Origin of the sequence: Modestobacter sp. VKM Ac-2985 (assembly GCF_026967925.1) — a bacterium.
Lineage (GTDB): Bacteria > Actinomycetota > Actinomycetes > Mycobacteriales > Geodermatophilaceae > Modestobacter.
Map to the genome: position 1 here is coordinate 962,183 of NZ_JAPVBI010000002.1, position 22,724 is coordinate 984,906.

Genomic DNA, 22,724 nt, shown 5'->3' on the forward strand with positions numbered 1-22,724 from the left:
GCGTCGGACCGGACCTCGTCCGACGCGCTCATGACCGGAAGACCTCCGGTCACCAGCCCCGGTCCAGCGCAACGATGGAGATCCCGTTGAACGAGTCGGCACCACTGGCGGTCGAGCTGCGCGGCATCACCAAGCGCTTCCCCGGAGTCGTGGCCAACAAGGACATCGAGCTGCGCGTCCGGCGCGGTGAGGTGCACGCCATCGTGGGCGAGAACGGCGCCGGCAAGTCCACGCTGATGAAGACCCTGTACGGCATGCACCGCCCGGACGAGGGCCAGATCCTGCTCGACGGGGAGCCGGCGTCCTTCCGGAGCCCGGCGGACGCCATCGCTGCGGGCATCGGGATGGTCCACCAGCACTTCATGCTGGCCGACAACTTCACCGTGCTGGAGAACGTCGTCCTCGGCAGCGAGCCGACCAAGGGCGGGCGGCTGGACCGCGCCGCGGCCCGCGACCGGATCCGGGAGATCTCCGACAGCTACGCCCTGGGCCTGGACCCCGACAGCCTGGTCGAGGACCTGGGCGTCGGCGACCGGCAGCGCGTGGAGATCGCGAAGGTCCTCTACCGGGGCGCCACCACGCTGATCCTCGACGAGCCGACCGCCGTCCTGGTCCCGCAGGAGGTCGACGAGCTGTTCGGCAACCTCGCCGAGCTCAAGCGCGAGGGCCTCACGGTCATCTTCATCTCGCACAAGCTCGACGAGGTGCGCAAGGTCGCCGACTCGATCACCGTCATCCGCCGGGGCACCACCGTCGGCACCGCCGACCCCCGGACGACGAGCGCCAAGGAGCTGGCCGAGATGATGGTCGGCGCCGAGCTGCCCGTCGCGGCGACGCGGGAGTCCACGGTGCGGGAGGCCCCCGTCCTCCGGATGCGGGGGGTCAGCGTCACCGCCGTCGCCGGTGGCCGGTCGGTCGTCGACGACGTGACCCTCACCGTGCGCGAGGGGGAGGTCGTCGGCATCGCCGGCGTCGAGGGGAACGGCCAGGCCGAGCTCGTCGACGCGATCATGGGCCTGCGGCCGCTGGCCGCCGGTGAGCTCCGGCTCGGCGAGGAGGACATCACGCAGTGGAGCACCCGCCGACGCCGCGAGGGCGGCATCGGCTTCGTCCCCGAGGACCGGCACCGGCAGGGGATGCTGCTGGACGCGCCGCTGTGGGAGAACCGGGTCCTCGGGCACCAGACCCGGCCACCGGCGGTCAAGGGCTTCTTCATCGACCGGCGGGCAGCCCGGGCCGACACCGCCCGGATCATGCGCGAGTACGACGTCCGGGCACCCGGGCCGGACACCGCGGCGGTGGCGCTCTCCGGGGGCAACCAGCAGAAGCTGATCGTCGGGCGGGAGATGAGCGCGCACCCGCGGCTGCTGGTCGCCGCCCACCCGACCCGCGGTGTCGACGTCGGCGCCCAGGCGGGCATCTGGGAGCTGCTCAAGGACGCCCGCGCGGAGGGGATGGGGATCCTGCTGGTCTCGGCCGACCTGGACGAGCTGATCAGCTTGTCCGACACGCTGCACGTGATGCTCCGCGGCGCACTGGTCGCGACGCTGGACCCGAGACGGGTCACCCCGGAGGAACTCGGTGGGCACATGACCGGCGCCGCGCGCGGCGACGACTCGGTGGGTGCGGCGTGACCGCCCTCCGCCGGCTGGGCCTGTCGCTGATGGCCCCGGCCATCGCCGTCGCGGTGGCGCTCGCCCTGTCCGCCGCCGTCATCGCGCTGATCGGCCAGAACCCGGCCACCGCGGTCCGGGTCATGTTCGACTTCGGCGACTCGCCCGCCCAGCAGACCCAGGCGATCGTGGTGGTGCTCAACCGCGCGGTGCCGCTGTTCCTGGCCGGACTGGCGGTCTCGGTGGCCTTCCGGATGGGCCTGTTCAACATCGGCGTCGAGGGCCAGTACCGGATCGCGACGGTGCTGGCCGCCGGTGCCGGTGCGGCGGTGGCCCTGCCCGGGCCGTTGCACCTGCTGCTCATCGTCGTCGTCGCGATGGCGGTCGGGGCCTTCTGGGCCGGCATCGTCGCCGTGCTCAAGGTGACCCGGGGCGTGAGCGAGGTGATCAGCTCGATCATGCTGAACTTCATCGCCCTGGGGTTGGCGTCCTACCTGCTCACCGGGCCGTTGCGGGGGTCGCCCGAGGGCGCCTCGATCATCACCACCAGCCCGATCCCCGAGTCCGGCTGGTTCCCCGGTCTGAACGGTGTGCTCACCGGGCTGGGCCTGGCGGAACCGCGATCGGAGCTCTACGGCTTCCTGGTCGTGGCCGGGGTGGTCGGCATCGCCGTGGCCGTGCTGATCAAGCGCACCCGATTCGGCTTCGACCTGCGGGCCACCGGGATGTCGCCGTCCGCGGCCACCGCGAGCGGGGTGGACGCCCGTCGGATGGTGCTCAAGGCGATGCTCATCTCCGGCGCCATCGCCGGCCTGATCGGCATGCCCGACCTGCTCGGCGAGGCACGCAGCTACAACACCGAGTTCACCGCGGGCCTGGGCTTCCTGGGCATCGCCGTGGCCCTGCTGGGCCGGAACTCCCCGCTGGGGATCGCGTTCGGGGCGCTGCTGTTCGCCTTCCTCGACCGGGCCGCGATCCCGCTGCAGTTCGCCGACATCCCGGCCTCGGTCGTCACGATCATCCAGGGCACGATCGTGCTCGCCGTGGTCATCGCCAACGAGATCGCCCGCCGGGTGACCCGGCAGCAGGCCGAGCGCGGCAGCGCCGTCGCCCCGCCCACCTCCGGTGACGGCAGCACCGGTGGCGGGCAGGGTCCCGGAGACGGGCCGCCACCGGACGTCGGTCCCACGACCGGCACCGGCACCGGCGTCGGGGTCCGCAATGCGAGCGGCGAACCCGGCCGCACCGACAGCCGACAGGGAGCAGGGGCATGAGCACCGCGACCGCCGTACCCACCTCCGGTGCCGGCCGTGGCCCGGTGACCGAGCTGTTCCTCGGCGGTGGCCGGGCGCGCCGGGTCACCTGGCTGCTCGTCGGGCTGCTGGTGCTGTTCTCCGCCGTGCGGGTGATCTCCGGTCAGCAGGCGCTGACGTCGTCGTCCACCTTCGGCGCGGCACTGCTGCTCGCCGTGCCGCTCCTGCTGGTCGCCCTCGGCGGCCTGTTCGCCGAACGAGCCGGCGTGGTGAACATCGGCCTCGAGGGCATGATGATCCTGGGCACCTGGGGGGCCGGCTGGGCCGGCTACCAGTGGGGCTGGGTCGGTGCGCTGGCCGGCGGCGCGCTCATGGGGGCGCTCGGTGGCCTGCTGCACGCGGTCGCCACGGTCACCTTCGGCGTCGACCACGTCGTCTCCGGCGTGGCGATCAACATCCTGGCCGCCGGCGTCGTCCGCTTCCTCTCCGAGCTGCTCTACACCGACAACGCCGCGGGCGGTGGGGTCACCCAGTCGCCGTCGCTGTCCAGCCGCCCGCCGAGCTTCTCGCTGCCGGTGCTCTCCTCCGGCCCCGACCTGCTCGGTGACCTGGAGTCCCGGCACTGGTTCCTGATCAGCGACCTCGCCGGGCTGCTCCGCGGGGTGAGCAACGGCGTCGGCGTGCTCACCGTGCTCGCCGTGCTGATGGTCCCGGCTGCCTACCTGCTGCTCTGGCGGACGGCGTTCGGCCTGCGCTTGCGCTCCTGCGGGGAGAACCCGGCGGCCGCGGACTCCCTCGGAGTCCCGGTCTACCGGCTCAAGTACATCGCGGTGGTCATCTCCGGGATGCTGGCCGGCCTGGGCGGGGTCTTCCTGGTCTTCATCGCCAACATCTACCGCGAAGGGCAGACCAACGGCCGCGGCTTCATCGGCCTGGCCGCGCTGATCTTCGGCAACTGGCGCCCGGGCGGCCTGGCCGCGGGCGCGGGCCTGTTCGGGTTCGCCGACGCGCTGCAGCTGCGCAGTCAGACCGCGGTGGTGGCGTTGCTGCTGCTGGTGGCGCTCCTCCTCGCCGGGGTCACCGTGTGGCAGCTGTTCCGTGGCAGGCGGATGCAGGCGGTCATCGCGGCGGCCTTCGCGGCCGCCACGCTCGCCGCCTTCCTGACCATCGACGAGCTGCCCGACGGCATCGTCTCCTTCACCCCGCACCTGACCACGCTGCTGGTCCTGTCGCTGGCCTCGCAACGGCTGCGGCCGCCGAAGGCCGACGGGCTGGTCTACCGACGAGGAGAGCACTAGTGGACGTCGACTGGGACGCGCTGCGCACGGCCGCCCGCGAGGCGATGATCAACGCCTACGCGCCCTACTCCCAGTTCCCGGTGGGGGTGGCCGGCCTGGTCGACGACGGCCGGGTGGTCACCGGGTGCAACGTGGAGAACGCCTCCTACGGGCTCGGCCTCTGCGCCGAGTGCGGCATGGTCAGCGAGCTGGCCCGCTCCGGCGGTGGCCGGCTGGTCGCGGTGGCGTGCGTGGGCGGAGACGGGCAGCCGCTGATGCCCTGCGGCCGCTGCCGGCAGCTGCTCTGGGAGCACGGCGGAGCCGAGATGCTCATCGAGACGGTGTCGCTGGGGATCGTGCCGATGCGCGAGGTGCTGCCGGACGCGTTCGGTCCCGAGGACCTCACGGCTGCCGCCGCGCGGTCTGCCGGCGGCGCAGCGGCGGGGTCCCGATGACGCAGCCGTTCGACGCCATCGACGTCATCCGGGCCAAGCGGGACGGCCGGCCGCTGAGCCCCGAGCAGATCCGCTGGGTGGTCGGGGCCTACACCGACCGGGTGGTGCCCGACGAGCAGATGAGCGCGCTGCTCATGGCCGTCTTCTTCCGGGGCATGTCCGCCGACGAGCTGGCGGCCTGGACCCAGGCGATGATCGACTCCGGCGTCCGCAAGGACCTCTCCTCGCTGGGTCGACCCACCGCGGACAAGCACTCCACCGGCGGCGTCGGCGACAAGACCACCCTGCCGCTGGCCCCGTTGGTCGCCGCCTGCGGGGTCGCCGTGCCGCAGCTGTCCGGCCGCGGCCTCGGGCACACCGGCGGCACCCTGGACAAGCTGGAGTCGATCCCCGGGTGGCGGGCCGACGTCGGTGAGGAGGCCTACCTGGCCCAGCTCCGGGACGTCGGCGCGGTCATCTGCGCCGCGGGCTCGGACCTCGCACCGGCGGACAAGGTGCTCTACGCCCTCCGGGACGTGACCGGCACCGTCGAGTCCATCCCGCTGATCGCCAGCTCGATCATGAGCAAGAAGATCGCCGAGGGCGCCGACGCCCTGGTGCTGGACGTGAAGACCGGGTCGGGTGCGTTCATGCGCGACCCGGCCGACGCCCGCACGCTGGCCCGCACGATGGTCGGGCTGGGCGAGGCGGCCGGCGTGCGCACCGTGGCGCTGGTGACGGCGATGGACCGGCCGCTGGGCCGGGCCGCCGGCAACGCCGTCGAGGTGGCCGAGTCGGTCGAGGTGCTCGCCGGGGGTGGTCCGGCCGACGTCGTCGAGCTGACCCTCGCCCTGGCGCGGGAGATGCTCGCCGGCGTGGGCCGGGACGACGTCGACCCCGCCGACGTCCTCGCGGACGGCCGGGCGATGGACGTCTGGCGCCGGATGATCGCCGCCCAGGGCGGTGACCCCGACGCCGCGCTGCCGCAGCCGGCCGAACGGCACGTGGTGACCGCCCCGGCCACCGGCACGCTGACCCGGCTGGACGCCTACGCGCTCGGTGTGGCGGCGTGGCGGCTGGGTGCCGGCCGGGCCCGCAAGGAGGACCCCGTGTCCGCCGCGGCCGGGGTCGTCTGGACCGCCGGCGTGGGGGAGCAGGTGACCGCCGGGCAGCCGCTGCTGGAGCTGCAGACCGACGACGCCGCCCGCATCCCGCGCGCGCTGGAGGCCCTGGAAGACGCGATCGGGGTCGACACCGGCGACGAACCCCTGCCCCTGGTCCTCGACCGCATCTAGAAGGACCCCCTCGCCCCCCACCACTCGCAGGCTCGCGGCGGGGCCCTGCGAGGGGGCCAGACGGCGAGTCGTCCCGCCGGCTCCATGATCGTCGGGGGAATCGGCGGGGGAGGGGTGGCACGGGGTGCACAGCCGGGGAGAGGACACTGACCTCTCGTGACCCGAACGCCCGCCGCACCCGCGCCCGGAGCGGTCCAGCCGGCCAGCCCGCTCGACCCCGATGCCGCCATCAGCATCCGCGGCCTGGTGAAGCGCTACGGCGACCGCAACGCCGTCGACGGCGTCGACCTGGACATCCAGCGCGGGGAGATCTTCGCCCTGCTCGGGCCCAACGGCGCGGGGAAGACCACCACCGTCGAGGTGCTGGAGGGCTACCGCGCGCGGGACGGCGGCGAGGTCCGGGTGCTCGGCGTCGACCCGGCCGACGGCGGGCGGCGCTGGAAGGCCGAGCTCGGCATCGTGCTGCAGTCCGGCGCCGGCGACAGCCAGCTCACCTGCCTGGAGCTGCTGCGCGCCCAGGCCGCCTACTACCCCGCACCCCGCGACCCGGCCGAGGTGCTGGAGCTGGTCGGGCTCACCGAGAAGGCCGGCTCCCGCGGTCGCACGCTCTCCGGCGGCCAGCGCCGCCGGCTGGACGTCGCGCTGGGCATCGTCGGCCGGCCGCGGCTGCTCTTCCTCGACGAGCCCACCACCGGCTTCGACCCGGAGGCCCGCCGGCAGTTCTGGTCGCTGATCCGCTCGCTGCGCGACCTGGGCACCACGATGTTGCTGACCACGCACTACCTCGACGAGGCCGAGGAGCTGGCCGACCGGGTGGGGGTCATCACCCGGGGTCGTTTGGTCGAGGTGGCCGTCCCGTCCGCGCTGGGCGGGCGTGGCCAGGCCCCCGCCGTCGTCAGCTGGACCGAGGACGGCGTCCGGCGCACCGCGGAGACCGCCGCCCCGACGGCCTTCGTCGCGGAGCTGGCCACCCGCTTCCCGGGCGAGGTGCCCGACCTGGCCGTCGCCCGACCCACGCTCGAGGACGTCTACCTGCGCATGATCGGTGACCCCGCATGACGATGACCGAGGAACGCTCGCTGCCGTCGATCGCCGGCGTCTGCCGGACCCGGGCCGGCGTGGAGCTCAAGGAGTTCTTCCGGCAGCGGGAGTCGGTCGTCTTCACGCTGATGTTCCCGGTGATCCTGCTGCTGGTGTTCGGCGCGGTGCTGGACTACGAGCTGGGCTCCGGGGTGAGCTTCACCCAGTACTTCATGGCCGGGGTGATCGCCGCCGGGATCCTCGGCGCCAGCCTGCAGAACATGGCCATCGGCATCGCCACCGAGCGCAGCGACGGCACCCTCAAGGGCCTGGCCGGCACGCCGATGCCCAAGAGCGCCTACTTCGTCGGGAAGGTCGTCCAGGTCCTGGTCGTCACCGTGGCGATCGTGGTGATCCTGCTGGTCATCGGCGTCGTCTTCTACGGCGTCGACCTCCCGTCGGGGACGGGGTGGCTGACCTTCGCCTGGGTCGCCGCGCTGGGCTCGGCGGCCTGCACGCTGCTGGGCATCGCCGTCTCCAGCCTGGCCCGCAACGGGCGCTCCGCCTCGGCGACGGTCACCCCGGTGGCGCTGGTCCTGCAGTTCATCTCGGGGGTGTTCTTCCAGTTCAGCGAGGTCCCCACCTGGCTGCAGACGATCGCCGCGGTCTTCCCGCTGAAGTGGATGGCCCAGGGGCTGCGCTCGGTCTTCCTCCCCGACGCGCTGGCCGCCCAGGAGCCGGCCGGCAGCTGGGAGCTCGGCCGGGTCGCCCTGGTGCTGGGCATCTGGTGCGTCGTCGGCCTGGTGCTCTGCGTGCGCACCTTCCGCTGGCAGGACCGCATCGACCGGTAACGGGCGCCCCGGGACGTCTGGGTAGCGTGCGGGGATGCCCGCCGCGCCCCTGGATGCCGACAGTCTCGCCCGCGCGCCGAAGGTGCTGCTGCACGACCACCTGGACGGCGGGCTGCGGCCGCAGACGGTGCTGGAGCTGGCCGAGGAGGTCGGGTACCGCGACCTGCCCGCCGACGAGCCGGAGGCGCTGGGCCGCTGGTTCCGCGAGTCCGCGGACTCCGGTTCACTCGAGCGCTACCTGCTGACCTTCGCGCACACCGTGGCGGTCATGCAGCGCCCGGAGGCGGTGCAGCGGGTGGCCCGCGAGTGCGCGCTGGACCTGGCCGCCGACGGGGTCGTCTACGCCGAGGTGCGGATGGCCCCGGAGCTGCTGACCGCGGGCGGGATGTCGCTGGACGACGCGGTCGAGGCGATGCTCGACGGCTACGCCCAGGGCAGTCGGGAGGCCGCGGCCGCCGGGCACCCGATCGTCGTCGGCACGCTGCTGTGCGCGATGCGCCAGGCCGACCGCTGGGTCGAGGTCGCCGAGCAGGTCGTGCGGCACCGGGACGCCGGGGTGGTCGGCTTCGACCTGGCCGGGCCCGAGGACGGCTTCCCGCCGGACCGCATCCCCGCGGCGATCGAGCTGCTGGACCGCGCCGGTGCCCACCGCACGGTCCACGCCGGCGAGGCGGCCGGCATCGAGTCGATCCGGGCCGCCCTGGACGGCGCCGGCGCCGAGCGGCTGGGCCACGGGGTGCGGATCGCCGACGAGGTGCCGGCCGACGGCCCGCTGGGTGCGCTGGCCGAGCGGGTGCGCGAGGAGCAGGTGCCGCTGGAGGTCGCGCCGTCGTCCAACGTGCAGACCGGCGCCTACCCGACGTTGGCCGACCACCCGGTCGACCGGCTGCACCGGGCCGGCTTCACGGTGACCCTCAACACCGACAACCGGCTGATGAGCGGGGTGTCGGCCACCAGCGAGCTGGTCGCGGTCGTGGACACCTTCGGCTGGGGCTGGGACGACGTGCAGGCGGTGGCCGAGCGGGCGCTGCGCGGCGGGTTCGCCGACGACGCGGTGCGGGCCCGGGTGTTCACCGAGGTGCTCCGACCGGGCTTCGAGGCACTGCGCTCCTGACCCGCGCGAGCAGGGTCACCCACGCTCGGGAATCTTCTGGGCGCGGTCGCTGCTAACCTGGACGTGCCGGTGAACGCCGGTCATCCTCCCGGGCGGTCCTGCCCGGGCACAGCGCATCCGTGCAGATCACGCGTCATAGCAGACGCCCCCGATCACCAGCGTGGACGCCGGGCATCCGGCGACCACCATCACCACGGGACGCGCGCCGATCTGTATCGGAGTCCCCGCTTGTCCTCGTTCGACTCTGTCGACGTTCAGAACACCCCCGCTCTGCAGGACGCCCCGGCTGACGCCGCCGTCCTCGACACGCCCCCCACCGAGGCCCCCGCGGCCGAGGTGGCGCCCGAGCCCACCGGTCCGACCTTCGCCCAGCTGGGCCTGCCCCAGCCGCTGGTCACCGCGCTGGAGCGCAAGGGCATCCGTCACCCCTTCGCCATCCAGACCTCCGCCCTGCCGGACGCCCTCGCCGGGCGCGACGTGCTCGGCAAGGCCGCCACCGGTTCGGGCAAGACGCTGGCCTTCGGTCTGCCGCTGCTCGCCCGGCTCGGTGCCGAGCCCGGTCAGGGTCGCCGCGCACCGCGTGGCCTGATCCTGGTGCCGACCCGCGAGCTGGCCCAGCAGGTGCACGACAACCTGGCCCCGCTCGGGCAGGCCAACGGCGTGCAGCTGGCCGCCGTCTACGGCGGTGCCTCGATGTACCGCCAGATCCAGCAGCTGCGTCGCGGTGTCGACGTGCTGATCGCCACCCCCGGGCGGCTCCAGGACCTGATCAACCAGGGCGAGGCCACCCTCGCCGAGGTGATCGTCTCCGTCATCGACGAGGCCGACTTCATGTCCGACCTCGGCTTCCTGCCGGTGGTCAAGGAACTGCTCGACCAGACCCGCCCCGACGGTCAGCGGCTGCTCTTCTCGGCCACGCTGGACGGCGAGGTCGACACCCTGGTGCGCCGTTACCTCAAGGACCCGGCCCGCCACGAGGTCGCCAAGGCCGAGGACAGCGGTCCGCAGGCCGAGCACCTGGCCTACAGCGTGTCCTTCCCGGACAAGCTGAAGATCGCCGAGGCGATGGCCGCCCGTCCGGGCCGGATCATCATCTTCGTCCGGACACAGCACGGTGCCGACCGGCTGGCCGGCAACCTGCAGCAGGTCGGCATCGCGGCCGAGCCCATCCACGGTGGGCTCCCGCAGGCGGCCCGCCGCCGTGCGCTGGAGGCGTTCACCGACGCCCGCAGCCCGGTCCTGGTGGCCACCGACGTCGCCGCGCGTGGCATCCACGTCGACGACGTGTCGCTGGTCCTGCACTACGACCCGCCGGCAGACCACAAGACCTACCTGCACCGTTCCGGCCGCACCGCGCGCGCCGGTGCCGCAGGTGTCGTGGTCTCGCTGCTCCTCCCCGACCAGGTGGGCCAGGCCAAGCGCCGCTTCCGCCAGGCCAAGCTCGACCCGCAGGTGTCGCGGATCCGCCCGGGCGACGCCCCGATCACGGACCTCGTGGCCGGTGGCACGTTCGTCGAGCCGATCGTCCGTCCGGTGCGCGAGTCGCGCCGTCCGGCCGGCGGTTCCGGTGGGCGTCGTCCCTCCGGGGAGCGTCCCGGTGGCTACCGCGGCGGCCCGCGCCGTCCTGCCGGCGACCGCGATCGCACGTACGGAGACCGCCCCTCGGGCGAGCGCTCCTACGGCGATCGGGATCGCAGTGCGGCTGGCCGTCCTGCCGGCGACCGCGACCGCTCGTACGGAGACCGCCCCTCGGGCGAGCGCTCCTACGGCGATCGGGATCGTTCCGGTGGCTACCGCGGCACCAGCGACGGGCAGCGCTCCGGCGGCCGCCCCTCGCGCCCGGCCCGCTCCTTCTGAGCAGGGGCCCCGTCCGTGAGGACGGGGCCGCAACGGCAACGGCCGGCTCCCGCATCGCGGGGGCCGGCCGTTGCCGTCTGTCCGGGGTCCTCCGTCAGCGTGCGGCGGCGTCGCGGAAGACCAGGACGGTGCCGACGTCGGTGAGGACGTCGCCCCAGGCCGACCCCAGTGCTGAGGCGTCCTCCGCGGACAGCGGGGCGGTCGGCTCGGCCTCGCTGCGGGCCACGGCTCGGCCCAGCGGTGCGCCCGGGCCGAGCAGTTCCTGCACGCGCACGAGGCCGGCGTACTCGGCGAGGTCGAGTGCGCCCTCGGCCGGCTGCGCCAGGGCCTGATGGGTCACCAGCCCGCCGGCGCCCCCGGCCACCTCGGTGAGCACCTCGGCCAGCGCCGCCAGGTCGTAGCGGTCCTCGTCGGCCGGCAGGGGCATGGTGTCGGTGTCGGCCACCTCGGGCCACGAGGCGATCTCGGTGAGGTCGTGCTCCTCGTCGCCGGCGCAGAACCGGGCCAGCTCCACCGGGGTCGGGAAGACGAAGACCTTCCCGTCGCGACCGAGGAAGCGCGCCCGGTCGTCGACGTAGCAGCGCAGGGTGATCCCCGCGCCCTCCGGCACGACCAGCTCCACCGGCAGGATGCCGACCGCCTCCCAGAACTCCTGGGCGGCGGCGACGGCCGCAGGGGTGGCGGTCAGCCCGCTGCCGCTGCGGATGGTCCGGATGCCGGCGGTGGACGCATCGGCCGGGCTGGCCGCTGTGGAGCCGGCGGCGGGGCGGGCAGCCGGGGCGTCGTCGTCGTCCTCGTCTCCGTCGTCGTCACCGGGCTCGGCGGCGCGGGCCTCGGCCTCCTCGGCGGCGGAGGGGTAGTCGTCCACCGCGACGGTGCCGGCGCCGGTCCAGTCGAGGTGCTCGTCGAGCTCCTCGAGGACGTCCTCCCACAGCTCGTCGACCGCGGTGCCCAGCCGCGCCCAGCTCTCCTCGCCGCTCCGGCCGAGGAACGCCCCGACGCCCAGGCCGAGGGCGGCGATCTCGGGGCGGGAGACCAGCTCGGCGACGGCCTCGAAGCCGGTCTCGTCGTCGTCCAGGTCCTCGTCGTCCTCGTCGCCGGTGGTGTCGCAGCACTCGGCGAGCCGGCCGACGATGTCGACGTCGGCGGCCAGCTCCTCGACGGCCCAGCGGTCGGGGTTCTCCGCGACGATGTCGTAGACGCCGTCGAGGTCGTAGCGGTGGTCCTCGTCGGGGGTGAGGTCGGCGGCGCCCAGCGTCGACACCGTGGGCCAGACCGGGTGGTCGGCGAGGTCGTGGTCGGTGCTCATGCGGCAGAAGGCGGCCAGCGCGGCGGGCGAGGGGAACAGGTGGACGACGGCGGTGGGGCCGGGGGCCTCGGGGTCGTCGTCGTTGATGTCGGCCGGCACGTCGATCGTGCTGCCGAGGAACGCCTGCCACTCCTCGCCGTCCTCTTCCCACGGCGGCGCCCAGAGCGTGTAGCCCGTGCGGTCGTCGAGGGTCAGGGCGATGGGGACGATGCTGGGCCTGGGCACCCGTCCATCCTGCCCGGTGGGGCTGGGTCCTCGCAGGCCGGTGTGTCTGTCTGCTGCCCGGCCCCGCTACACGCCGATCGGGTGCCAGACGGACTTGGTCTCCAGGAACGGCCGCAGCCGGGAGAGCCCCGGGTCCGCGGTCCAGTCCGGCTCCTCGGCCGGGGTGCGCAGCACCCGCTTGATCGTCCCGGCGGCGGAGCGCTCCAGCTCCATCGCCAGCGGCGCCGGGGCGCCGGCCAGGTCGATCGCGTCGACGTCGGCGTGCTCGGCGAGCCAGGGGCCGATCTCCGCGGCGTCCCCGGTGAGCAGGTTGACCACGCCGCCCGGGACGTCGGAGGTGGCCAGCACCTCGCCGAGGGTGATCGCCGGCAGCGGGCGCTCCTTCGAGGTGACCACCACGGCGGTGTTGCCGGCGGCCAGCACCGGGGCGAGCACGCTGACCAGGCCGAGCAGACTCGACCGCTGCGGGGCGAGGACGGCGACGACGCCGGTGGGCTCGGGCACCGAGAAGCCGAAGTACGGCCCGGCGACCGGGTTCGTGCTGCCCAGCACGGCGGCGAGCTTGTCGGTCCACCCGGCGTACCAGACCCAGCGGTCGATCGCGGCGTCCACCGCGGCCCGTGCCTTGGCCGTGGAGAGCCCCTCGCCGGCGGCGACCTCCTCGGTGAACTGGGCGGCGCGACCTTCCATCACCTCGGCGACCCGGTACAGCACCTGACCGCGGTTGTAGGCGGTGGCGCCCGACCACTTCCCGAACGCGCTGCGGGCGGCGACCACGGCGTCCCGGCCGTCCTTGCGGGAGGCCCAGGCGGCGTTGGCCAGGAAGTGGCCTCGCGTGTCGTGCACCTCGTAGGTGCGGCCGGACTCCGAGCGGGGGAAGGCCCCGCCCAGGTAGAGCTTGTAGGTCTTGCGCACGGCGAGCCGGTCGCTCACTTCTGGTCTCCTGACGAGAGGTAGGCGGCCAGGCCCTGCCGGCCGCCCTCGCGGCCGTAGCCGGACTGCTTGTAGCCGCCGAACGGCGAGGTGGGGTCGAACTCGTTGAAGGTGTTGGCCCACACCACGCCGGCGCGCAGCTGGTCGGTGACCTTCAGGATCCGGGAGCCCTTCTCCGACCAGATGCCGGCCGAGAGCCCGTAGGTGGTGTTGTTCGCCTTCGCGACCGCCTCGTCGGGGGTGCGGAAGGTCATCACCGACAGCACCGGGCCGAACACCTCGTCGCGGGCGATCCGGTGGGCGGGGGAGACGTCGGTGAAGACGGTCGGCTTGAACCAGAAGCCGCGGTCGGGCAGCTCGCCCTCGGGCTGCCAGCAGGTCGCGCCCTCGGTCTCGCCGAACGCGGCCAGCTCGCGGATGCGGGCCAGCTGTTCCGCGGAGTTGATGGCGCCGAGGTCGGTGTTCTTGTCCATCGGGTCACCGACCCGGAGCGTGCCGATCCGCCGCTGCAGCGAGGCGACGACCTCGTCGTGCACCGACTCCTGGACCAGCAGCCGGGAGCCGGCGCAGCAGACGTGGCCCTGGTTGAAGAAGATGCCGCGGACGATGCCCTCGACGGCCTGGTCGATCGGGGCGTCGTCGAAGACGATGTTCGCCGCCTTGCCGCCCAGCTCCAGGGTGAGCCGCTTCTCGGTGCCGGCGACCGCGCGGGCGATCGAGCGGCCGACCTCGGTCGAGCCGGTGAACGCGACCTTGTCGACGTCGGGGTGGCTGATCACCGCGCGGCCGGTCTCCCCGGCGCCGGTCACGATGTTGACCACGCCCGGGGGCAGGTCGGCCTGCTGGCAGATCTCGGCGAACAGCAGCGCGGTCAGCGGGGTGGTCTCGGCAGGCTTCAGGACGACGGTGTTGCCGGTGGCCAGCGCCGGGGCGACCTTCCACGCCAGCATCAGCAGCGGGAAGTTCCACGGGATCACCTGACCGGCCACGCCCAGCGGGCGCGGGGCCGGCCCGAGACCCGCGTGCTCGAGCTTGTCGGCCCAGCCTGCGTGGTAGAAGAAGTGCGCCGCGGCCAGCGGGACGTCGACGTCCCGGCTCTCCCGGATCGGCTTGCCGTTGTCCAGCGTCTCCAGGACGGCGAACTCCCGGGCCCGCTCCTGCAGCAGCCGGGCGATGCGGAACAGGTACTTGCCGCGGTCGGCCGGGCGCATCGGGCCCCAGGTCTTGACGAACGCCCGGCGGGCCGCGCGCACCGCGCGGTCGACGTCCTCCTCGCTGCCGGTGGCGACCTCGCTGAGCACCTCCTCGGTGGCCGGGTTGACCGTCTTCAGCGGCGTGCCGGTGCCGTCGACGAACTCGCCGTCGACGAACAGCCCGTAGCTGGGCCGGATGTCGACGATCGACCGCGACTCGGGGGCGGGCGCGTACTCGAACAGGCTGGTCATCAGTCCACGCTCACGTGGTCGGGGCCGGAGTAGTGGCCGGTGCGGAGCTTCTGGCGCTGCAGGAGCAGGTCGTTGAGCAGGCTGGAGGCGCCGAAGCGGAACCAGTCGGGGGACAGCCAGTCCGAGCCGACGGTCTCGTTGATCAGCACCAGGTGCTTCACGGCGTCCTTCGTGGTCCGGATGCCGCCGGCGGGCTTGACCCCGACCTGGCGGCCGGTGGCGGTGCGGAAGTCGCGGACGGCCTCCAGCATCACCAGGCAGACCGGCAGGGTGGCGGCGGGGGAGACCTTGCCGGTGGAGGTCTTGATGAAGTCGCCGCCGGCCAGCATCGCCAGCCAGGAGGCACGGCGGACGGCGTCGAGGGTGACGAGCTCGCCGGTCTCCAGGATCACCTTGAGGTGGGCGGACCCACAGGCCTCCTTGACCGCGACGATCTCCTCGAAGACGTCGAGGTAGCGACCGGTGAGGAAGGCGCCGCGGTCGATGACCATGTCGATCTCGTCGGCCCCGTTCGCGACGGCGTCCCGGACGTCGGCGAGCTTCACCTCCCGGCTGGCCCGGCCGCTGGGGAAGGCGGTGGCGACGGCGGCGACGTTGATGCCCGTGCCGGCCAGCGCCTCCTGGGCGACGCCGGCCAGGTCGCCGTAGACGCAGACCGCGGCGACGGCCGGGCAGCTCGGGTCGGTCGGGTCGGGACGGCGGGCCTTGGCGGCCAGTGCGCGGACCTTGCCCGGGGTGTCCGAGCCCTCCAGCGTGGTCAGGTCGACCATCGAGATCGCCGTGTCGATCGCCCACGCCTTGGCGGTCGTCTTGATCGACCGGGTGCCCAGCACCTTCGCCCGGGCCTCGGCCCCGACCTGGTCGACGCCGGGCAGGCCGTGCAGGAACGCGCGGAAGGCGTCGTTCGAGCGGGTGACGTCGGCGAAGGGGTCGGGCAGGGTGCCCGTTCCGCTGCTGGTGTCGGCCAGCGCGTTCGGGTCCAGCACGTGGGTCATGCGCCGCATTCTCCACTGCGGCATCGGGCCAGTGGACACGGTCCGCAGCCGGGGACTCTCTTCAACGCCCCTCCGGGTGGTGTGTCAAGAGCCTCTGGCGATCTGTGGACAGGCGCTTGACCTGTTGATTCGCGTGGCTGCCCGGAGCGGGGGCGGGCCGGTGTGCTCTTCAAGGGCGTCAGTCAGAGCTGACGCCGTTCCCGAGGGCGCCCACGCGCGCCCGCAGCCGCTGGCTGAGGACCACGTCGTGCGGCAGCCGGCTGAGCTCGATCGCGTTGACGGTGACCCCGTGGGCCCGTGCGGTGTTGGCCAGCGTGCCCCAGTGGTCGGCGGCCATGTCCTCGGGTGACCGGCCGCCGAAGGGCTCGTCCGGTCCGACGACGACGCGCGACGTGTCGACCAGCTCTGCCATCGAGCACGTGTCCCAGCTGCCCGACGAGCCCCAGCCCCGGTCGTCCAGCAGCAGCACCCGACTCCCGTCGGCGAGCTCCAGCTCGTGCCGCGCCGAGACCGAGACCCGGTCTCCCGCTCGATCGCCGACGTCGGCCAGGGTCACCAGACGGACTGCTCGGTCCATGCGCTCCTCATCCCGGTCCGTGGGCACAGCGATGAGTTCGCCGTGGCGCTGGAGTCCTCGACACGACCGACGTCCGCCGTCCCCTGTGAGGAACCCGTGCCCGCACCCCGCGTCGCCATGCTCCCCGAGGTCGCCGCGCAGCGGCACGCCCTGGCCGACCTGCTCGACACCCTGCGCCGCGACGAGTGGACGGCGCCGTCGCTCTGTCTCGGCTGGACGGTGCACGACGTGCTGGCCCATCTCACCCTCTCCACCCGGCAGTCCACCGCCGGGATGGTGCTGCGCATCCTGCGGGCCCGCGGCGACTTCGACCGGGCCGAGGCCCGCGCCGCCCGGGAACGTGCCGCCGCGCACTCACCGGCCATGCTCACCGCCCAGCTGCGCGAGACGGCCGCGCTCGACCGCCGGGTCGGGGTCTCCAGCTCCTGGGACCCGCTGGTCGACGTCCTCGTGCACGGCCAGGACATCGCCCGCCCGCTCCGCCGCCGGCTGCCGACACCACCGGAGCTCGCCGGCCCGGCGCTGCAGCACGTCTGGTCCAACGTCTTCTACGGCCGCCCGTCCCGGCGGCTGCACGGGGTGCGGCTGGTGGCCACCGACGCCGCCTGGGCGGAGGGTGCGGGACCGGAGGTGTGCGGCACCGCCGGCGACCTCCTGCTGCTGGCCACCGGCCGGTCGGTGTCGGCGTCCGGGGTCACCGGGCCGGGAGTCGGTGAGGCCGCCGCCCGGCTCCGCTCCTGACCCGCGACCGCAGGCCGATACGGTGTGCGCCGTGCAGCTGACCGTCGTCGACCACCCGATCGCCCGCGCCCGACTGTCGCGGATGCGCGACGAGCGCACCGACAACGCCGCCTTCCGGGCCGCGCTGCGGGAGCTCACCCAGATCCTGGTGTACGAGGCCAGCCGCGACCTCGCGGTCGCCGAGGAGCCGATCACCACCCCGGTCACCGACACCACCGGCTACCGGCTGGCCGCGCCGCCGCTGATCGTGCCGGTGCTGCGTGCCGGGCTCGGCATGGCCGACACCGCGCACGGGATGCTGCCGGAGTCGCAGATGGGCTTCGTCGGGCTGGCCCGCAACGAGGTCACCTTCCAGCCGGAGGCCTACATGGCCTCGCTGCCCGAGTCGCTCGTCGGCCGCCAGGTGTTCGTGCTCGACCCGATGCTGGCCACCGGCGGCTCGCTGGTGCACTGCTGCTCCCTGCTCACCGACCGCGGCTGCACCGACATCACCGTGCTCTGCGCCCTCGCCGCCCCCGAGGGGCTGGAGCGGCTGGAGGAGAGCGGCCTGCCGCTGCGCGTCTTCACCGCCAGCATCGACGAGCGGCTCAACGAGAACGCCTACATCGTCCCGGGTCTCGGTGACGCCGGAGACCGCCAGTTCGGCGCGGTCTGACCGTGCGGTTCGCGGTGCTCGGCACCGGGTTCTGGGCGACCGAGGTGCACGCCACCTCACTGGCCGGGCACCCGGACGCCGAGCTGGTCGGCGTGTGGGGCAGGGACCTGGCCAAGGCCAAGGCCGCCGGGGCGCAGTTCGACGTCCCGGGCACCGACGACGTCGACGCCCTGCTCGCCGACGTCGACGCGGTCAGCTTCGCGCTGCCCCCGGACGTCCAGGCGCCGCTCGCCGAGCGGGCGGCTGCCGCGGGCAAGCACCTGCTGCTGGAGAAGCCGGTGGCGCTGTCGGTCGCCGCGGCCGACCGGGTGGTCACCGCGGTCGAGGCGGCCGGGGTCGCCTCGGTGGTCTTCTTCACCAACCGCTTCCGGACGGCGACCTCCACCTGGCTCGAGCAGGCGTCCCGCACCACCCTGGCCGGCGGGGCGGTCACCTGGCTGGGCCGGCTGGCCGGTTCGCCGTTCGAGACCCCGTGGCGGCTGGAGCACGGTGCGCTGTGGGACCTCGGACCGCACGCGCTCTCCCTGCTGGTGCCGGCGCTCGGGCCGGTGAGCGCGGTGCTGGCCGGCGCCGGGCTGGGCGACACCGTGCACCTGGTGCTCACCCACCCCGAGGGCCGCGCGAGCACGGTGACCGTCTCGGCGACCGTGGGAGAGCTGGCCACCGGCATCGACATCTGGGTGCACGGGGACGCCGGCCGGCTGGTGCTGCTGCCCGAGTCCGGCACCGCGGTCGAGGCGCACGCGGTCGCCGTCGACGAGTTGCAAGCGGCTGCGCTGACCGGCGGGGTGCACCCGTGCGACGTCACCTTCGGGCGGGACGTCGTCCGGGTGCTGGAGGCCGCGCAGCGGTCGCTGCACACCGGCTGCCGGGAGACCGCCGGGGGATGAGCGGGAACGGCGGCCGCGGTGGCCTGCTCGGCTGGTACGTGCCCACCGGGCGGATCCGGCGCAGCGACTGGTGGCTGCGGTACGTGCTGCTCATCGGCCTGTTCGGGCTGATGGCCTCGGCGGTGGACGCGCAGTGGTTCCCCGACAGCTACCCGCGGTTCGAGGACCGGCCGGGCAGCGTCGACGTGGCCGACGTCCTCTGGTTCTTCCCCGAGGAGGGCGGCCCGGTGACCGCGCTCGTCGCCCTGGTGCTCGCCGTGCCGAACGTCGCGGCCACCGTCACCCGGCTGCACGACCGCGACCACTCCGCCTGGTGGCTGCTGTGGAGCCTGCTCCCGGGCATCGGCTGGTTGGTCCTGCTGATCACCTGCGGCTTCCTCAGCACCCAGTCGCACCCGAATCGGTACGGGCCGCCTCCTCGCTGACCCGTGTTCGGCGAGGCAGACTGGAGCCGTGGACTTCTGGCAGTGGTACGTGCGCCGCGGGCGCATCGACCGGCGCACCTGGTGGTTGCAGTACGCCGTCCCGATCGGGGTGCTCAGCGTGTTGGCCCTGATGGCCGACGTGGCCCTGGGCAACAGCTCGCTGGAGAGCATCGCCACCGGCGAGACCGGCTACGGCCCGATCGTGACCACGATCGGGCTGCTGGCGATGCCGGCGTCGATCTCCAGCGGTGCGACCCGGTTGCACGACCGCGGCATGTCCGCGTGGTGGCTGCTGATCGGGTTGGTCCCGCTGTTCGGCCAGGTGGCCCTGCTGGTGATCACCGGCTTCCTGCCCGGCGACGGCGGCCCCAACCGGTACGGCCCGCCACCGTCCGCGGCCCCGCTGGCGAGCCCGCAGCCGGAGCCGGCGCCCGAGCCGGAACGACCGCCCTACTGGGGCTGACGCCGGGCGGTCACAGCCCGAGGGCGGCGGCCATCTCCGCGCGCAGCCGGTCCAGCTCGTCCGCACCCTGGCTGCGCGCCGCCGGCACACCGTCGGCGGCGGGCACCGGGACGACGGTCTCCAGGTAGGCCTTGAGCTTCGGCTCGGTCCCGCTGGGGCGCACGATCACCCGCACGCCCTCGCCGGTCAGCCGGACCGCGTCCAGCGGCGGGGTGGCCTGCGCCAGGTCGACCACCTCGACCGGCCGGTCCAGCAGCTGGGCCGGCGGCTGGGCGCGCAGCCGGGCCATCGCGCCGGAGATGAGCGTGAGGTCCTCGACCCGGACCGAGTACTGGCCGGTGGCGTACAGGCCGTGCTCGACCGCCAGCTCGTCGAGCCGGTCGGTCAGCGTGCGTCCCTCGACCGCCAGCTCGGCGGCGAGCAGGGCGACCGCGAGGGCCGCGGAGACGCCGTCCTTGTCGTGCGCCACCGAGGGTGACACCGCGTAGCCCAGCGCCTCCTCGTAGCCGAAGACCAGCGGCGCCGCCGCCGACCCGGCCCGGATGATCCACTTGAAGCCGGTCGGGGTCTGCTCGAACGGCACGCCGTGCGCGCCGGCGAGCGTGCCCAGCAGTGAGCCGCTGACCAGCGAGTTCGCGTAGGTGCCGCGCACCCCGCGGCGGAGCAGCCAGTCGCCCAGCAGCACGCCGACCTCGTCGCCGGTCAGCTGGCGCCCGCCCGCCACCACCGAGCAGCGGTCGGCGTCCGGGTCCTCGGCGATCGCGACGTCGGCGCCGGTGCGGTCGGCCAGCGCAGTCAGCAGGTCCACCGCGCCCGGCTCCTCCGGGTTGGGGAAGGCGACGGTCGGGAACGCCGGGTCGGGCCGGTCCTGCTCCGGGACGCAGTGCAGCGCGGCGAAGCCGGCGGCCTGGAACACCTGCTGGGTGGTCGCCGAGCCGACGCCGTGCATCGCGGTGTAGGCCACCACGAGACGCCGGCGGGCCGCCGCGTCCACCCGGCCGGGCTCCAGGGCGCGCACCACCGCGGCGACGTAGTCGGCCTCGACGTCGTCGCCGAGGGTGGTCCACTCGTCCCCGAGCGGGATGTCGCGGGCCGGGCCGGTGGCCGCGATGGCGGCCTCGATCTCCCGGTCGGCCGGCGGCACGAGCTGCGCACCGTCGGCGAGGTAGACCTTGTAGCCGTTGTCCTGTGGCGGGTTGTGGCTGGCGGTCACCATGACCCCGGCGGCCGCGCCCAGGTGCCGGACGGCGTAGGACAGCACCGGCGTGGGCAGCGGGCGGGGCAGCACGGAGACGGCGAACCCGGCGCCGGAGAGCACCGCGGCGGAGACGTGCGCGAACTCGTCGGAGCGGTGCCGGGCGTCGAAGCCGATGACCACGCCGCGGCCGCCCTGGCCCGTGTCGTGGAGGTACCGGGCCAGCCCGGCGGCCGCGCGACCGACCACGGCGGCGTTCATCCCGGCCGGGCCGGCGCGCAGCGGGCCGCGCAGCCCGGCGGTGCCGAAGGTCAGCGGCCCGGTGAACCGGCGGGCCAGCTCGGCCTCGTCCCCTGCGGCGACGAGCGCCTCGATCTCGGCGCGGTCACCGGCGTGCGGGTCGGCGGCGGCCCAGGCGCGGGCGGTGGTCAGCAGGTCGGTCATCGTGGGCCTCCACTCGGCTGGACCGGGCCCTGCGCGGCCTCGACCACCTCGACGTCGACGCCCGGCAGCGTGTACTCACCGCCGACCCGGGCGTGCACCGGATCGGCCGGGTCCGCCTCGCCCTGGGCGGCGATCAGCTCGGCGGCGTACGCCTCGGCGTCGTCGGCCGGCTCGTAGCCCAGCGCGCGGGCGGCGGTGAGGTCCCACCAGCCGCGGGTGTTCGCCGAGACGCCCCAGACCACCCGGAACCCGGGGGAGGGAGTGCGGAGTGCGGCGTCGACCAGCCGCACGGTGTCGCCGGGGGAGAGCCAGGTCGCCAGCTGGCGGACCGTCGTCGGCCGCGGGAAGGCGCTGCCGATCCGCAGGCAGACGACGTCCAGGCCGTACCGGTCGGCGTAGAGCGAGCCGAGCGCCTCCATCGTCACCTTGGCCACCCCGTAGTAGGTGTCCGGACGCGGCGGCGCGTCGGCCTCGGTGAGCAGGCCGGAGGCCGGCCGGGTGGTGAAGCCGCTCGCGTGGTTGCTGCTGGCCAGCACCACCCGGGGGACGCCGGCCTTCCGGGCCGCCTCCAGCGCGGTGCGGGTGGTCTCGATGTGCGAGCGCACGATGGCCGGCCAGGTCGCCTCGCCGAGGATCCCGGCCAGGTGCACCACGGCCGCCGCCCCCTGCGCCGCCCCGGTCACCGCGGGCAGGTCGGCGGCGTCGGCCACCAGGTGTTCCTCGCCCGGGCGCGGGTCCTGGATCGGCACCACGTCCAGGCTGCGCACCGCCCAGCCGCGCTCCGGCAGCCCCCCGCGCAGCGCCGTCCCGAGCCCGCCGGCGGCGCCGGTGACCAGGACCGGCCCGGTCACGGCATCCGCCCGATCAGCTCCACGAGGAAGGCGCCGAGCCGGCCGGCCGCCGCCTTGCCCGCCGCCAGCACCTCGAGGTGGTCCAGCGCCTCGCCGGTGATGCCGGCGGCGGCGTTGGTGACCATCGACAGGCCGAACACCTCCATCCCGGCTGCCCGGGCGGCGATCGCCTCCAGTGCGGTGGACATGCCGACCAGGTCCGCGCCCAGCGTGGTGAGCATCCGGATCTCGGCCGGGGTCTCGAAGTGCGGGCCGGGCAGCGCGGCGTAGACGCCCTCGGTCAGCGACGGGTCGATCTCCTGGGCCAGGGTCCGCAGCCGGGCGGAGTACAGGTCGGTGAGGTCGACGAAGGTCGCGCCCACCAGCGGCGAGCGGGCGGTCATGTTCAGGTGGTCGCTGATCAGCACGGCCTGCCCGACGCGGTGGTCCGGGCGCAGTCCGCCGGCGGCGTTGGTGAGGACGACGGTGCGCACCCCGGCCGCGGCAGCGGTGCGGATCCCGTGCACCACCGGCTCGACCCCGCGGCCCTCGTACAGGTGCGTGCGGCCCAGGAAGAGCAGCACCTTGTGCGCACCGACCTGGACCGAGCGGATCTGCCCGCCGTGCCCGGTGACGGTCGGGGCGGCGAACCCGGGCAGGTCGCCGATGGCGACGCTGGCCAGCGTCTCGCCGAAGGCGTCGGCAGCCGGGGCCCACCCCGAGCCCATCACCACCGCGACGTCGTGGCCGCCGCCCAGGGCGGCGGTCAGCTGCTCGGCCGCCGAGGCGGCGAGGGCGGCGGGGTCGGGGACGGCGGTGGCGGTCGGCGTGCTCACGGGCCGAAACTAGCCCAGCGGCTGCCGACCCCCGCGGGCGAGCGGCG

At 74.3% G+C, this 22,724-nt stretch carries 22 protein-coding genes; 14 read left to right on the plus strand and 8 right to left on the minus strand.

Translation table 11 applies throughout. The annotated features are described in order from the left end of the window. Positions 1–86: 86 nt before the first annotated feature. The 9 genes from O2V61_RS13960 to O2V61_RS14000 all read left to right on the plus strand — a co-directional run bounded on the left by O2V61_RS13960 (position 87) and on the right by O2V61_RS14000 (position 10,714). Positions 87–1,634, plus strand: coding sequence for an ABC transporter ATP-binding protein (locus O2V61_RS13960; protein ID WP_269183875.1), 1,548 nt, complete (start codon positions 87–89; stop codon positions 1,632–1,634). Then, the gene (locus tag O2V61_RS13965; RefSeq protein ID WP_269183876.1) at positions 1,631–2,887 is read left to right on the plus strand and encodes an ABC transporter permease; all 1,257 of its coding nucleotides are present in this window, start codon (positions 1,631–1,633) and stop codon (positions 2,885–2,887) included. The genes O2V61_RS13960 and O2V61_RS13965 overlap by 4 nt, the downstream gene beginning before the upstream one ends. Continuing rightward, positions 2,884–4,164, plus strand: coding sequence for an ABC transporter permease (locus tag O2V61_RS13970; protein ID WP_269183877.1), 1,281 nt, complete (start codon positions 2,884–2,886; stop codon positions 4,162–4,164). Before O2V61_RS13965 ends, O2V61_RS13970 begins: the two co-directional genes overlap by 4 nt. After that, complete coding sequence (locus O2V61_RS13975; RefSeq protein WP_269183878.1) at positions 4,164–4,598, plus strand: cytidine deaminase; 435 nt, start codon at positions 4,164–4,166, stop codon at positions 4,596–4,598. Before O2V61_RS13970 ends, O2V61_RS13975 begins: the two co-directional genes overlap by 1 nt. Continuing rightward, positions 4,595–5,872, plus strand: a complete 1,278-nt coding sequence (locus O2V61_RS13980) for a thymidine phosphorylase (RefSeq protein ID WP_269183879.1) — start codon at positions 4,595–4,597, stop codon at positions 5,870–5,872. The genes O2V61_RS13975 and O2V61_RS13980 overlap by 4 nt, the downstream gene beginning before the upstream one ends. Positions 5,873–6,028: 156 nt before the next feature. Further along, the gene (locus tag O2V61_RS13985; RefSeq protein ID WP_269183880.1) at positions 6,029–6,931 is read left to right on the plus strand and encodes an ABC transporter ATP-binding protein; all 903 of its coding nucleotides are present in this window, start codon (positions 6,029–6,031) and stop codon (positions 6,929–6,931) included. Beyond that, the gene (locus O2V61_RS13990; RefSeq protein WP_269183881.1) at positions 6,928–7,743 is read left to right on the plus strand and encodes an ABC transporter permease; all 816 of its coding nucleotides are present in this window, start codon (positions 6,928–6,930) and stop codon (positions 7,741–7,743) included. The genes O2V61_RS13985 and O2V61_RS13990 overlap by 4 nt, the downstream gene beginning before the upstream one ends. Before the next feature lie 34 nt (positions 7,744–7,777). After that, on the plus strand, positions 7,778–8,857 hold the full coding sequence (locus tag O2V61_RS13995; RefSeq protein WP_269183882.1) for an adenosine deaminase: 1,080 nt from the start codon (positions 7,778–7,780) through the stop codon (positions 8,855–8,857). 228 nt (positions 8,858–9,085) lie between these two features. Further along, positions 9,086–10,714, plus strand: coding sequence for a DEAD/DEAH box helicase (locus tag O2V61_RS14000; protein WP_269183883.1), 1,629 nt, complete (start codon positions 9,086–9,088; stop codon positions 10,712–10,714). 94 nt (positions 10,715–10,808) lie between these two features. On the opposite strand, the gene O2V61_RS14005 is transcribed toward O2V61_RS14000, so the two are convergent. From O2V61_RS14005 to O2V61_RS14025, 5 genes are all read right to left on the minus strand, one after another. After that, positions 10,809–12,248: a hypothetical protein gene (locus O2V61_RS14005; RefSeq protein WP_269183884.1), complete on the minus strand. Its 1,440-nt coding sequence runs from the start codon at positions 12,246–12,248 to the stop codon at positions 10,809–10,811. Between the two features lie 66 nt (positions 12,249–12,314). After that, positions 12,315–13,181 carry an aldehyde dehydrogenase family protein gene (locus tag O2V61_RS14010; protein WP_269183885.1) on the minus strand — a complete coding sequence of 289 codons (867 nt, stop codon included), beginning with the start codon at positions 13,179–13,181 and terminating at the stop codon, positions 12,315–12,317. Then, positions 13,178–14,626 carry an aldehyde dehydrogenase family protein gene (locus O2V61_RS14015; RefSeq protein WP_269183886.1) on the minus strand — a complete coding sequence of 483 codons (1,449 nt, stop codon included), beginning with the start codon at positions 14,624–14,626 and terminating at the stop codon, positions 13,178–13,180. The genes O2V61_RS14010 and O2V61_RS14015 overlap by 4 nt, the downstream gene beginning before the upstream one ends. Then, positions 14,626–15,621, minus strand: coding sequence for a deoxyribose-phosphate aldolase (gene deoC, locus O2V61_RS14020; protein ID WP_269183887.1), 996 nt, complete (start codon positions 15,619–15,621; stop codon positions 14,626–14,628). The genes O2V61_RS14015 and deoC overlap by 1 nt, the downstream gene beginning before the upstream one ends. A 178-nt stretch (positions 15,622–15,799) precedes the next feature. Next, positions 15,800–16,198: a hypothetical protein gene (locus O2V61_RS14025; RefSeq protein WP_269183888.1), complete on the minus strand. Its 399-nt coding sequence runs from the start codon at positions 16,196–16,198 to the stop codon at positions 15,800–15,802. A gap of 96 nt (positions 16,199–16,294) precedes the next feature. Here O2V61_RS14025 and O2V61_RS14030 point away from each other — a divergent pair, with 96 nt between their 5' ends. The 5 genes from O2V61_RS14030 to O2V61_RS14050 are packed head-to-tail and all read left to right on the plus strand — an operon-like array spanning position 16,295 to position 19,372. Next, the gene (locus O2V61_RS14030; protein ID WP_269183889.1) at positions 16,295–16,939 is read left to right on the plus strand and encodes a maleylpyruvate isomerase family mycothiol-dependent enzyme; all 645 of its coding nucleotides are present in this window, start codon (positions 16,295–16,297) and stop codon (positions 16,937–16,939) included. A 31-nt stretch (positions 16,940–16,970) separates the two neighbouring features. Then, complete coding sequence (gene upp / locus O2V61_RS14035) at positions 16,971–17,594, plus strand: uracil phosphoribosyltransferase (RefSeq protein WP_269183890.1); 624 nt, start codon at positions 16,971–16,973, stop codon at positions 17,592–17,594. A 2-nt stretch (positions 17,595–17,596) separates the two neighbouring features. Then, positions 17,597–18,484, plus strand: a complete 888-nt coding sequence (locus O2V61_RS14040; protein ID WP_269183891.1) for a Gfo/Idh/MocA family protein — start codon at positions 17,597–17,599, stop codon at positions 18,482–18,484. Then, positions 18,481–18,909 carry a DUF805 domain-containing protein gene (locus tag O2V61_RS14045; RefSeq protein ID WP_269183892.1) on the plus strand — a complete coding sequence of 143 codons (429 nt, stop codon included), beginning with the start codon at positions 18,481–18,483 and terminating at the stop codon, positions 18,907–18,909. Before O2V61_RS14040 ends, O2V61_RS14045 begins: the two co-directional genes overlap by 4 nt. 28 nt (positions 18,910–18,937) lie before the next feature. Continuing rightward, positions 18,938–19,372, plus strand: coding sequence for a DUF805 domain-containing protein (locus O2V61_RS14050; protein ID WP_269183893.1), 435 nt, complete (start codon positions 18,938–18,940; stop codon positions 19,370–19,372). A 10-nt stretch (positions 19,373–19,382) separates the two neighbouring features. Here the strand turns inward: O2V61_RS14050 and O2V61_RS14055 are convergent, their stop codons facing one another. The 3 genes from O2V61_RS14055 to O2V61_RS14065 are packed head-to-tail and all read right to left on the minus strand — an operon-like array spanning position 19,383 to position 22,677. Next, positions 19,383–21,011, minus strand: coding sequence for a phospho-sugar mutase (locus O2V61_RS14055; protein ID WP_269183894.1), 1,629 nt, complete (start codon positions 21,009–21,011; stop codon positions 19,383–19,385). After that, entirely contained in the window at positions 21,008–21,862 is an 855-nt protein-coding gene (locus tag O2V61_RS14060) for an NAD-dependent epimerase/dehydratase family protein (protein WP_269183895.1), read from the minus strand. Before O2V61_RS14060 ends, O2V61_RS14055 begins: the two co-directional genes overlap by 4 nt. Continuing rightward, on the minus strand, positions 21,859–22,677 hold the full coding sequence (locus O2V61_RS14065; RefSeq protein WP_269183896.1) for a purine-nucleoside phosphorylase: 819 nt from the start codon (positions 22,675–22,677) through the stop codon (positions 21,859–21,861). Before O2V61_RS14065 ends, O2V61_RS14060 begins: the two co-directional genes overlap by 4 nt. Between the last annotated feature and the right edge of the window lie 47 nt (positions 22,678–22,724).

What these genes read in the sequence shown, in the direction of transcription:
- O2V61_RS13970 (WP_269183877.1), top strand. Translation starts at nt 2,884, where the DNA reads ATGAGCACCGCGACCGCCGTACCCACCTCCGGTGCCGGCCGTGGCCCG.
- O2V61_RS13980 (WP_269183879.1), top strand. Translation starts at nt 4,595, where the DNA reads ATGACGCAGCCGTTCGACGCCATCGACGTCATCCGGGCCAAGCGGGAC.
- O2V61_RS13990 (WP_269183881.1), top strand. Translation starts at nt 6,928, where the DNA reads ATGACGATGACCGAGGAACGCTCGCTGCCGTCGATCGCCGGCGTCTGC.
- O2V61_RS13995 (WP_269183882.1), top strand. Translation starts at nt 7,778, where the DNA reads ATGCCCGCCGCGCCCCTGGATGCCGACAGTCTCGCCCGCGCGCCGAAG.
- O2V61_RS14015 (WP_269183886.1), bottom strand. Translation starts at nt 14,626, where the DNA reads ATGACCAGCCTGTTCGAGTACGCGCCCGCCCCCGAGTCGCGGTCGATC.
- deoC (WP_269183887.1), bottom strand. Translation starts at nt 15,621, where the DNA reads ATGACCCACGTGCTGGACCCGAACGCGCTGGCCGACACCAGCAGCGGA.
- O2V61_RS14025 (WP_269183888.1), bottom strand. Translation starts at nt 16,198, where the DNA reads ATGGACCGAGCAGTCCGTCTGGTGACCCTGGCCGACGTCGGCGATCGA.
- O2V61_RS14045 (WP_269183892.1), top strand. Translation starts at nt 18,481, where the DNA reads ATGAGCGGGAACGGCGGCCGCGGTGGCCTGCTCGGCTGGTACGTGCCC.
- O2V61_RS14055 (WP_269183894.1), bottom strand. Translation starts at nt 21,011, where the DNA reads ATGACCGACCTGCTGACCACCGCCCGCGCCTGGGCCGCCGCCGACCCG.